This is a genomic window from Holdemanella sp. (assembly GCF_056804935.1).
Map to the genome: position 1 here is coordinate 1 of NZ_DBMEXE010000031.1, position 11,643 is coordinate 11,643.

The window sequence follows — 11,643 nt, forward strand, 5'->3', positions numbered from 1 at the left end:
TTCACTTGATTTAAACACTTACGAACATGTCCAGACTGACCCGTTACCTCTTCATTTTCAATTAAAGATACATGCACAGCTTCTTTACAAGATTCAATGGCTGCATCAAACACAACATTGATCTTGTTGTCATTGATTTGTTTTAAAGTATGAATTTCTTCATTTCCAAAACGATTGGCCGTACTAAACGCAATCGCAATATCACCTGAACCATTGCCCATATGCGATCCTGTTAAGGCTAAACCGACTGGCATTCGGTTACAAACTCTATGAAGTTGACGATCACTTAACGGAGCATCTGTCGCAATGATCATCATGATGGAACCTTTTTCTTGTTCTAAAGGCAATTGATTCCCCTCAACTTTATCTAATAGATATTGTTCTCTTAAGCCAAAATTAGAAAGTACAAGTACACCTAGAGTATATGTATTTCCATCAATTTCAAAGATTCTTGAACTCGATCCAATACCACCTGACATTTCAAAACAAGACATGCCTCGCCCTGCACCAACACTGCCGAGTTCAAATTCTTTTTTACAATCACTATACGCATCATATACATCTTCTTTTGTAACGACACAATCGCGAATCGCATTTAAATAGCCATCATTACATTCTCCAACGACAACATTAACACTTGTTAGATCTTCATTTTCTTTAACCATGATATCCACCAAAGCTTGTTGAACAACACCCACATTTAAAGTGTTTGTCAAACAAATATAGCTTTCCAAAGTACCCAACTCCATAATTTGTGGTAAGCCAGTTGTTTTGCCAAAACCATTTAGAATACTACAACCACAAGCTAGCTTTTGATGAAATACATCTTCAGCCGTACGAATAAATGTAACACCCGTTTGGTGAGTTCCTGAACTAATTGTCTTATGCCCTACAAGTACACCTTCTACATCTGTAATTCGATTTAATTTTCCTTTTTCCATAAGTAAACACCTCTTACAACCATTATAGTAATAATTTTTAATTTGCACAAAAAAAGAAGCCGAAATTAATCAGCTTCTTTCATTTATTTCTTACTTGTAAAGTTCAACTAAACGTTGTAAGTGTTCGTAACGTTCTTTAGCTACTTCTTCTGACTTAGCAAATAATTTTTCTGCTCTTTCAGGGAATGGTTTCACTAAACGAGTGTAACGAGATTCGTTGTGTAAGAAGTCTTGGTAAGTTCCATCTCCTTCTTTAGAAGTTAATGTGAATGGGTTCTTACCTGCTTCTTTCTTAGCTGGATCAAATGAGAATAAGTTCCAGTATCCAGATTTAACAGCTTTCTTCATTTCATCTTGACAGTGGTTCATTCCACCCTTAGCAATACCGTGTAATTCACATGGTGCATAACCGATGATTAAAGATGGTCCTGGATAAGCTTCTGCTTCAGCAATACATTTAACGGCTTGTGCAGGGTTAGCTCCAAGAGCGATTTGTGCTACATAAACGTATCCGTAGCTCATTGCGATTTCTGCTAAAGATTTTTTCTTCATTTCTTTACCAGCTGCAGCGAACTGACAAACTTCACCGATGTTAGATGCTTTAGAAGCCTGTCCACCAGTGTTTGAATACATTTCTGTATCGAATACCATAACGTTTACGTTTTCACCTGATGCAAGAACGTGGTCTAATCCACCGAATCCGATATCATAAGCCCATCCGTCTCCACCGAAGATCCAAACAGATTTCTTAGCTAAGTATTCTTTCTTATCTAATACAGCTTTAGCATCTGGGCATCCAGCTTCAGCAGCTTTTTCTACTTCAACTAATAATGCTTTTGTTGCTTCTGTGTTAGTACGAGTATTTTCTTTAGTTTCCATGAATTTTTCGAATGCAGCCTTGAATTCAGGAGTTGCTTTTTCGCTTTCGTTCATAGCACCTAATTTTTCGATAGCTTGTTCACGTAATACTTTTTGTCCTAATTGCATACCGAATCCGTGTTCAGCATTGTCTTCGAACAATGAGTTAGCCCATGCTGGTCCTTGTAAGCTGTCTTTGTTTACTGTATATGGAGATACAGATGCTGGACCACCCCAGATTGAAGAACATCCAGTTGCATTTGATACATACATGTGTTCACCAAATAACTGAGTAATTAAACGAGCATAAGATGTTTCAGCACATCCAGCACATGATCCAGAGAACTCTAACAATGGTTGGTTGTATTGAGAACCCTTAACTGTGTCATCAGCGAATCCAGAATCTTTCTTAGAAACGTTAGCTACTAAGTAATCGAATACTGGTTGTTCTTCAGCTTGAGATTCTTGAGGAACCATCTTGATTGCTTGAGTTGGACATACAGTGATACATTCACCACATCCCATACAATCTAATGGAGATACACTCATTGTATATTTGAATTCTGTAGCTTTTGGTTTAACATCAGCTAATTTGATTTGTGCAGGAGCAGCCTTAACTTCTTCTTCGCTCAATAAGAATGGACGAATTGTAGCGTGTGAACATACGAATGCACATTGGTTACATTGGATACATTTTTCAGGATCCCATTCAGGAACTGTAACGGCTGTACCACGTTTTTCGTAAGCACTAGCACCAGTTTCCCATTGACCATCAATGTTTCCAGTAAATGCAGATACAGGTAATGAATCTCCATCCATTTTGTTAACTGGTTCCATGATGTCTTTAACCATCTTAACTGTTGCAGGACGTCCTGACAATTCAGGTTTTGGTGCATCAGCTTCTGGGTTAGCCCAAGATGCAGGAATTTCAACTTTGTGAGTTGCGCCAACACCAGCATCGATAGCTTTGTAGTTCATTTCAACAACTGCATCACCCTTCTTAGAGTAAGATTTCTTAGCAGCTGCTTTCATGTAATCTACAGCTTCTTCAATTGGCATAATGTTAGCTAATTTGAAGAATGCAGATTGTAAGATTGTGTTTGTACGTTTACCCATACCGATTTCGATAGCTTTATCGATGGCATTGATTGTGTACAATTGGATATTGTTGTCTGCGATATATTTTTTAGATTCAGCAGGCATGTGTTTGTCTAATTCTTCGTCTGACCATTGGCAGTTGATCATGAATACACCACCAGGTTTAACGTCTTGAACCATCTTGTATCCATTTACTACATATGAAGGGTTGTGACAAGCTACGAAGTCAGCCTGGTTAATGTAGTATGGGCTACGGATAGGTTTGTCTCCGAAACGCAAGTGAGAAATTGTGATACCACCAGTTTTCTTAGAGTCATATTGGAAGTAAGCCTGAATGTATTTGTCAGTGTGGTCACCGATGATCTTAGTAGAGTTCTTGTTAGCACCTACAGTACCGTCTCCTCCAAGACCCCAGAATTTACATTCAACAGTTCCTGGAGTTGAAGTGTTAGGAGCTGGTTTAACTTCTGGCAATGATAAGTTTGTAACGTCATCCACGATACCAATTGTAAAACGAGGTTTTGGTTCGTCTTTTAACAATTCAGTGTAAACAGCGAATACACTTGAAGGTGGAGTATCCTTAGATCCTAAACCATAACGTCCACCGCAAAGAGTGATGTCATTTAATCCTGCTTCGCGAAGTGTTGTAGCTACATCTAAGTATAATGGGTCAGCTAGAGCACCTGGTTCTTTAGTACGGTCAAGTACTGCAACTTTCTTAGCTGTCTTAGGAAGAACTTTTAATAAGTGTTTGCTTGACCAAGGACGATATAAACGAACCTTAACTAAACCAACTTTTTCTCCTTTTGCAGTTAAGTAGTCGATAACTTCTTCAGCAACGTCATTGATAGAACCCATAGCGATGATTACACGATCAGCTTCAGGATCTCCATAGTAGTTGAACAAGTCATAGTTTGTTCCTAATTTTTCATTGATTTTACCCATGTATTTTTCTACTACAGCAGGTAATTCATCATATGCAGTGTTACATGCTTCACGGTGTTGGAAGAAGATATCTCCATTTTCGTGAGAACCACGCATAGTTGGACGTTCTGGATTTAAAGCGTGTTTACGGAATTCCTCAACAGCTTCCATTGGACACATTTCTTTTAAATCTTCATAGTCCCATTTTTCGATTTTTTGAATTTCGTGAGAAGTACGGAATCCATCAAAGAAGTTAATGAATGGTACTTTACCTTCTAAAGCAGCTAAGTGAGCTACTGGAGATAAATCCATAACTTCCTGTGGGTTAGTTTCACATAACATAGCGAAACCTGTTTGACGACAAGCATAAACGTCTGAGTGATCACCAAAGATGTTCAATGCGTGAGTTGCAACTGTACGTGCAGATACATCGAATACACATGGTAATTGTTCAGCAGCGATCTTGTACATGTTTGGAATCATCAATAATAAACCTTGAGATGCAGTGAATGTATTAGTCAATGCACCAGCAGCTAATGATCCGTGAACAGCACCAGCAGCACCTGCTTCTGATTGTAATTCACTTACAACTACTTGATTTCCAAAAATATTTTTTTGTCCAGCTGCAGACCATTGGTCAATAGAGTCTGCCATTGGACTAGATGGAGTAATAGGATAAATTGCAGCAACGTCTGTAAAAGCATACGCAACGTGAGCCGCAGCCGTATTTCCATCCATAGACTGTTTTGCTCTAGGCATTAATATTTCCTCCTTTATAGATATTCAATACCATAATTTATTATACGAGCTTCATGTCAAATTTTAAAGGTTAAATTCACTATAGAGGTTAGTCTCATCTAATTTGTAAGCGTATAAAAAAGAGACGTAAACACTTGCTTACATCTCTATTTTCATCATTACTCTTTACCTAATAGTTTGAACATGTTCTTTTTATAAACTTCAACACCAGGCTGATTGAATGGGTTAGAATCATTCATCAAAGTTGTCATTGCGATGGCCTTGAAGAAGAACATACACATATTACCAAAGTCATAAGAAGTCATGCCTGGCATAGTTAATAAGATATTTGGAACTCCACCTGTTTCTTCATGAGCCTGTAATGTTCCTTTGGCAGCCATTTTATTAGCCCAATCCACACTCTTACCAGCCAAGTAGTTCATTCCATCTTCATTGGCTTCATCATTAGGGAATGTTAAATCGATCATTGGTGTATCAACATATAAGTTTGTTTCGAACAATACTTTCTTACCTTCCTGAACAAATTGTCCTAAAGAGTGTAAGTCTGTTGAGAAACATACTGAATCCGGTAAAATACCCTTTCCATCTTTTCCTTCACTTTCTCCAAACAATTGTTTCCACCATTCAGCAACCATCTGCATTTGAGGTTCATAGTTTACTAACAATTCAACATCATATCCTTGGTTTTGAAGAATACGACGAGCCACTGCATAACGGTAAGCCGGGTTCTTTTCAAGATCTGCATCTCCATATTCACCCATACCATCATGTAAACCTTTCATCAAAGCATCGATATCGATTCCAGCTACTGCGATTGGCAATAATCCAACTGGAGTAATTACTGAGAAACGTCCACCAATATCATCAGGAATTACGAATGTTTCATATCCTTCTTTATCGGCTAAAGCCTTCAATGTTCCTCTAGCCTTGTCTGTAGTGGCAATAATACGATTCTTCGCATCTTCACCATATTTTTCTTCCATAAATTGTTTCAAGATACGGAAAGCCAATGCTGTTTCCGTTGTAGTTCCAGATTTAGAAATAACATTTACAGTAACTTCCTTATCTTTAATATGATTCATAACCTGTGAAATATAAGTAGATGAGAAAGTGTTTCCCATATAAATAATTTCAGGCTTGTTGTCACCATATAAACCATTCATCATTTCAATGGCAGCACGAGCACCTAAATAAGATCCTCCAATACCACATACAACGAATACTTCTGTGTTTTCACGTACTTTTGCGGCAACCTCTTTAATGCGACTAAATTCTTCTTTATCATAATTGTTAGCCCAGTTTAGCCAACCGATAAAGTCGTTACCCTTACAAGTACCATTTTGTAAAGCTTCATCAATTGCGCGAACTTGATCTTGATAAGCCTTTACATCTTCTTTTAAGAAAGCATGATTTAAATCTAATTGAATCATTTTTATTTCCCTCCATAGCTATCCTAAAGAAGATTATACCACGATTTAACTTTGTATGATATAATGTTTTTCGTTAGGAGTGTGAATTTATGATACCATCGTCCTTATATCCACTTGTCACAGCTCTTTTGAGCAATATACTTGCACAAGTGTTAAAAACGGTCGTATATTATTATAGAACTGGCAAATGGGACTTTCACTGGGTCATCGCAAGTGGCGGCTTTCCAAGCAGTCACTCATCGACTGTAACAGCCCTTTCCCTTTCCATTGGAATTCAGGAAGGATTTGACTCAGCCATATTTGCCGTAACCACCATCTTTTCCTTTATTGTTATGTACGATGCATGCCACGTACGCTACTATTCTGGTAAAAACATTGAGCTAACACAACAATTAGTCAAAGATTTACGCGAAATGACAGGACTTCACTTTGATGATCCCATCTATCAGGAAAAGTTAAAAAATGTACTTGGACATAAATTTGTCGAAGTCATTGGAGGATTTGTGGTTGGACTTGCTGTCCCATTGATCTTATGTCCACTATTTTTATAAGTTAGGAGTGTTGTTTTATGGATACTGTAGTAGATAGTAAAGCCGTTAATGATTGTTTAGATAAGATTCGTCCTTACATTCAACATGACGGAGGCGACATTGAACTATTAGGAGTTGATGAATTCAATGTTGTCTATGTATCTTTTAAAGGTGCATGTCAAGGATGTATGATGGCTTCTGAAGATTTCTCAGGTGGAATCAAAGAATTATTGCTTGAAGAAGTGCCAAACATCCGTGATGTAGTACTAGTAGGTTAAGATATCGAAAGATATCTTTTTATTTTTAGGAGTTTTGATTATGTACACCAAAGAACAATTACGAAGATTATTAATTCCGTTGATGTTCGAACAAGTTTTAACCGCATTAATGGGATCTGTCGACACCATTATGGTCACCAACATAGGTTCGGCCGCTATTTCTGCCGTTTCCCTTGTCGATTCATTAAATATTTTGATCATCAATATATTTGCCGCCATGGCAACTGGAGGCGCCATCATCTGCGCCCAATACTTAGGATCCAACCAAAAAGACAAGGCCAACCAAGCCTTGAAACAATTGATCTTTTCCGTAACCCTTATTTCCATATTGATTACAATTCCCTGCATTCTATTTAGAAGACCATTACTTACATTGATTTTTGGATCCGTAGAAAAAAACGTGATGGACAATGCATTAAACTATCTTTTCATCACCGCCCTATCCTATCCCTTTATCGCTCTATATAATGCAGGTGCCGCAAGCTTTCGAACGAGTCAAAACTCAAGACTTCCCATGGCCATTGCGTTTGGCTCTAACATTCTAAATATACTTGGAAACATCTTTTTCATCTTTACCCTAAGTTTAGGCGTAGCCGGAGCTGCCCTATCCACACTTCTTTCTAGAATTATCAGTGCAATTATTATCCTGATCCTTTTAAAACAGCCCAAACAAGATTTATATGTCGATTCCTATTTAAGTATCCGGCCGGAAATTGAAACAATCACAAAAATATTAAAAATCGGTATTCCAACCGGTATTGAAAATGGTATGTTTCAATTTGGAAAACTTGTGATTCAATCCACTGTATCTACAATGGGAACAACAGCCATTGCCGCACAAGCTATGGTGGCCATGCTTGAAAGCTTTGCATGTCAAGCAAGCATTGGTGTAGGACTTGGTATGATGACTGTCGTAGGAAAATGTGTAGGTGCTAAAGAATATGAACAAGCAAGACACTATACGATTTCATTAACCAGACTAGCTTGGATTGTATGTATTGTATTTTGTGCAACAATCATGCTTTTTATCCAACAAATCACAAGCCTTGCGGGAATGGAAGCAGAAAGTGCTAAACTAGCTATTTGGCTAACACGCATTGTCTTCGCTTATAAAATGATATTCTGGACACCCTCATTCTTACCAGGCTATGGCCTAAGAGCCGCTGGCGATGTAAAATTCAGTATGATCACATCCACTTTATCTATGTGGATCTGCAGAGTTGTAGTGACTATCTTTTTAGTTCATACATTCCACATGGGACCTTTAGCTGTATGGATTGGTATGGGTGCCGATTGGACAATTCGCTCATTCATCTTCTTAGCTCGTTTTAAATCAAATAAGTGGCTAGAACATAAAGTCATCTAACACAAAAGAAGTAGTTCACGCTTAATGTCTGTGAGATGCATATATTGTGCATCTCTTTTTTAGTGCAATATCGTATTTATTTTAATTTTAGATTTTATGTTTCAAACTATAAAGGAAAACAATTCAAAATTTTTATAATCACAAAAAATATAAGAATATTGAGTCTTTTCAAAAATAAAAAGCGAGCCCTACCGATTGGTTACGATAGTGATTCGCTAGTTTGCCGTCTGATGACGACCTTCGTCACTGGTAATTTACCACACATCTGTGAAAATGCAAGGAAATTATTAAGCACTAATTGAGACCTTCTGATCCAAAAATGGTAATGTCATAGTGAAATCAATTCATTCTTAATATTTGTCATACTTCCTTAAATATTTGTTCCATAAAATACTGTAGTTGTACCTTCCACCAAGGCCAGTCATGATAGACATCATAACCCCAGAAATCACACCAAGCATCGATGTGTTGATCATAAAGGATTGTGCTAAATTGTCTTAAAGATTCAACACACTCTTGCTCCCAATTGCCTTGTCCTACACAAAAGATCAATTTGGATTGTTTATACAATTCCATATAGGGATGATCTAAAGACATATTTTTCATGTAGGCACATGGATTATTATGGTATGTATTTTCATCATGATAATCTCCATAGAATAATTCTGTATCATAAATACCAGATAGGGCTAATAAGGTATCGAATTGTTTAGGAAAACGGAAAATCAAATTAGTGGCATGCGTTGCCCCTAGACTTGCCCCTGTCACCATCCATTTATCGTAGTTATTCATTTTTTCTTGTACACTAGGAATCAATTCTGAAAGGATATATTCAAACCACAACTCATGTTTCAACATACGAACCTTTGTGTTATAAGGATAGGACCATGTTTCTAAATCCAAAGTATCACACGTAATAATCGTTAATTGATTGGATTCGATCCATTGGGATACTTCATGAATCATACCACGATCTTCCCATTCAAAGAAACGTCCATTTTGACTTGGAATAGCCAGACATAATTTACCGCCTTGGCCATAGATTTTATATTCCATTTCACGATCGAGACAATTTGAATACTCTTTTATATATTGCACTTGCATGGTGTTACCCCTTTCAGAAAATTTTTGTTTTATTATAGCACATTTTATTGAGTTTTAAGGTTTCTTGCTTTATAATTGTACTGTTTTTGACAGGAAAGTGAGTGACAGTATGTCCAATAAAGAAAAAATTCTTAACATTGCCGTTATCGCCCACGTTGATGCCGGTAAAAGTACGTTAGTCGATGCGTTTTTAAGACAAGGTGATGTTTTCCGTGACAACGAAGAAGTTGTTAACTGTATCATGGACTCAAACGATCTAGAACGTGAACGTGGAATTACGATTTATTCTAAAAACTGTTCCGTTATTCATAACGGTGTAAAAATTAATATTGTAGATACGCCAGGCCACGCCGACTTCTCAAGTGAAGTTGAACGTATTATCCGTACCGTAGATACAGTTATCTTATTAGTCGATGCGAGTGAAGGTCCAATGCCTCAGACTCGTTTCGTATTATCAAAAGCTTTGGAAATTGGTTTAAAACCAATTCTATTGATCAACAAGATTGATAAGAAAGACCAAAGAGCTGAAGAAGTTGTCGATGAAGTTTACGAATTGTTCTTAGACTTAAATGCCAACGACGAACAATTAGACTTCCCTATCCTTTATGGTGTAGCAAGAGAAGGACGTGTTCAATACGACCTTAAAACTCCAAGCGACAACATCGACCCATTATTCGATACAATCTTAAAACATTGTGATGTATATCCAGATATGGATGAAGAACCTCTTCAAATGCAAGTATCTGCCTTGGCATACGATGAATACATTGGTCGTTTAGGAATTGGACGTTTATATTCAGGTGTTTTAAAACAAGGACAACAATATATTCGTTGTAACCAATCTGGATTGAATGCCAAAGAAAGCTTATCTAAATTATTCGTATACAAAGGATTGTCTAGAACAAGTGTTCAAGAAGCACATTCAGGCGATATCGTAGTTATTGCAGGTATGCCAGATATCAGTATTGGTGATACAATCTGTACAGCCGATCATGTTGAACCAATGGAACACATTGAAATTGAAGAACCAACTCTATCTATGAACTTCCACGTAAACTCAAGTCCATTTGCAGGACAGAGTGGTAAGTACGTAACAAGTCGTAACTTAAAAGAAAGACTTGAAAAAGAACTAGAAGTTAACGTTGGTTTAAAGGTTGAACCAACCGATTCAGCCGATTGCTTCAAAGTTAGTGGTCGTGGTGAATTACATATTTCTGTATTGATTGAAAATATGCGTCGTGAAGGATATGAATTGGCTGTTTCTAAACCAGAGGTTATCCTACACAAAGATGAAAATGGACACAAAGTAGAACCAATCGAAGAAGTTGTATGTTTAGCTCCAGAAGAATATTCAGGTACAATCATCAATAAATTAAATCTTCGTAAGGGTGTTATGCAAGACATGTCTGAAGAAAATGGATATGTGAAAATCGTATATACAGCACCTACTCGTGGTTTGTTAGGTTTCCGTTCAGAATTTATCAATGATACACACGGTGAAGGTACATTAGTACGTCGTATTAGTGGTTATGAACCATATAAAGGAGAAATCGCACAACGTATGGAAGGTGCAATGATTTCAACTGAAACAGGTGAAGCCATGACTTACGCTTTATGGAACCTTCAAGAACGTGGTCAATTGTTCATTTCTCCACAAACACCAGTTTATGAAGGTATGATCATTGGGCAAAGTTCTAAAAACATCGATTTGGATGTGAACCCATTAAAGAACAAGAAATTAACTGCCATCCGTTCAAGTGGTCGTGATGAAGCCATGCTTCTTACTCCACCAAAAATCTTCTCACTAGAAGAAGCATTAGAATGGATCAACGATGATGAATTAGTCGAAGTTACACCTGATGCGATTCGTATCCGTAAAAAAGGTTTAACAGCTCTAGATCGTCGTAACTTATATCGTCAAAAGATGAATGCTCAATAAGGCTTGGATAATTCCAAGTCTTTTTTTGTTCAGCCAACTTGGTTGCTTATTTTATAAAAAATAGTACAACGAGAGTGAAGACAGTGATGTCTTTAGATGCAACTGGCATCTTAAAAAACTGTGGATATTGAGCCGTCCTAGAAGCTCAGCCTAGTGCTGTTATTACAGCGAGGGTGGCGACAACCAGCAAAGTCGTAGGTCATGGGTTGCCTGACAGACCCAGCCAATTGTTGTTTTTCAACGAGTCTGCGCAGTCAGAATGAAACCAGTTTAAATAAAAATAAAAATGGGTACGATTATGTATCCATTTTTTAGGGATATTTAAATTCTTGTAGGGTCGAACATAGTCCTTAAATTTTTATAGGGTCGTTTTATAAGTAGTAAAAAAATTCTATAAAATATCGTAGGGTCGTGTT

At 37.3% G+C, this 11,643-nt stretch carries 8 protein-coding genes; 4 read left to right on the forward strand and 4 right to left on the reverse strand.

The features are described from left to right. The 3 genes from ACZQCL_RS02750 to ACZQCL_RS02760 all read right to left on the reverse strand — a co-directional run. The coding region (locus tag ACZQCL_RS02750; protein WP_482481791.1) for a P1 family peptidase at window positions 1-941 on the reverse strand (941 nt) is incomplete at its 3' end. Between the two features lie 90 nt (window positions 942-1,031). Further along, complete coding sequence (gene nifJ / locus ACZQCL_RS02755; protein WP_227991858.1) at window positions 1,032-4,580, reverse strand: pyruvate:ferredoxin (flavodoxin) oxidoreductase; 3,549 nt, start codon at window positions 4,578-4,580, stop codon at window positions 1,032-1,034. 158 nt (window positions 4,581-4,738) lie between these two features. After that, entirely contained in the window at window positions 4,739-6,010 is a 1,272-nt protein-coding gene (locus ACZQCL_RS02760; protein WP_256268930.1) for a glucose-6-phosphate isomerase, read from the reverse strand. Between the two features lie 89 nt (window positions 6,011-6,099). Here ACZQCL_RS02760 and ACZQCL_RS02765 point away from each other — a divergent pair, with 89 nt between their 5' ends. Genes ACZQCL_RS02765 through ACZQCL_RS02775 form a run of 3 tightly spaced genes read left to right on the forward strand, consistent with a single transcriptional unit; the run spans window position 6,100 to window position 8,184 of the window. Continuing rightward, a complete protein-coding gene (locus tag ACZQCL_RS02765) occupies window positions 6,100-6,561 on the forward strand; it encodes a divergent PAP2 family protein (RefSeq protein ID WP_118114211.1) in 462 nt (153 codons plus the stop codon). A 17-nt stretch (window positions 6,562-6,578) separates the two neighbouring features. Continuing rightward, window positions 6,579-6,818 carry a NifU family protein gene (locus ACZQCL_RS02770; RefSeq protein WP_117925153.1) on the forward strand — a complete coding sequence of 80 codons (240 nt, stop codon included), beginning with the start codon at window positions 6,579-6,581 and terminating at the stop codon, window positions 6,816-6,818. Between the two features lie 40 nt (window positions 6,819-6,858). Then, a complete protein-coding gene (locus tag ACZQCL_RS02775) occupies window positions 6,859-8,184 on the forward strand; it encodes an MATE family efflux transporter (RefSeq protein WP_482481792.1) in 1,326 nt (441 codons plus the stop codon). Window positions 8,185-8,544: 360 nt separating this feature from the next. Here ACZQCL_RS02775 and ACZQCL_RS02780 read toward each other — a convergent pair whose 3' ends face one another. Further along, window positions 8,545-9,288, reverse strand: coding sequence for an esterase family protein (locus ACZQCL_RS02780; RefSeq protein ID WP_482481793.1), 744 nt, complete (start codon window positions 9,286-9,288; stop codon window positions 8,545-8,547). A 109-nt stretch (window positions 9,289-9,397) separates the two neighbouring features. Here ACZQCL_RS02780 and typA point away from each other — a divergent pair, with 109 nt between their 5' ends. Then, window positions 9,398-11,227 carry a translational GTPase TypA gene (gene typA / locus ACZQCL_RS02785; RefSeq protein ID WP_482481794.1) on the forward strand — a complete coding sequence of 610 codons (1,830 nt, stop codon included), beginning with the start codon at window positions 9,398-9,400 and terminating at the stop codon, window positions 11,225-11,227. Window positions 11,228-11,643: the final 416 nt, after the last annotated feature.

What these genes read in the sequence shown, in the direction of transcription:
- ACZQCL_RS02770 (WP_117925153.1), top strand. Translation starts at nt 6,579, where the DNA reads ATGGATACTGTAGTAGATAGTAAAGCCGTTAATGATTGTTTAGATAAG.
- typA (WP_482481794.1), top strand. Translation starts at nt 9,398, where the DNA reads ATGTCCAATAAAGAAAAAATTCTTAACATTGCCGTTATCGCCCACGTT.
- ACZQCL_RS02760 (WP_256268930.1), bottom strand. Translation starts at nt 6,010, where the DNA reads ATGATTCAATTAGATTTAAATCATGCTTTCTTAAAAGAAGATGTAAAG.
- ACZQCL_RS02780 (WP_482481793.1), bottom strand. Translation starts at nt 9,288, where the DNA reads ATGCAAGTGCAATATATAAAAGAGTATTCAAATTGTCTCGATCGTGAA.
- nifJ (WP_227991858.1), bottom strand. Translation starts at nt 4,580, where the DNA reads ATGCCTAGAGCAAAACAGTCTATGGATGGAAATACGGCTGCGGCTCAC.
- ACZQCL_RS02775 (WP_482481792.1), top strand. Translation starts at nt 6,859, where the DNA reads ATGTACACCAAAGAACAATTACGAAGATTATTAATTCCGTTGATGTTC.
- ACZQCL_RS02765 (WP_118114211.1), top strand. Translation starts at nt 6,100, where the DNA reads ATGATACCATCGTCCTTATATCCACTTGTCACAGCTCTTTTGAGCAAT.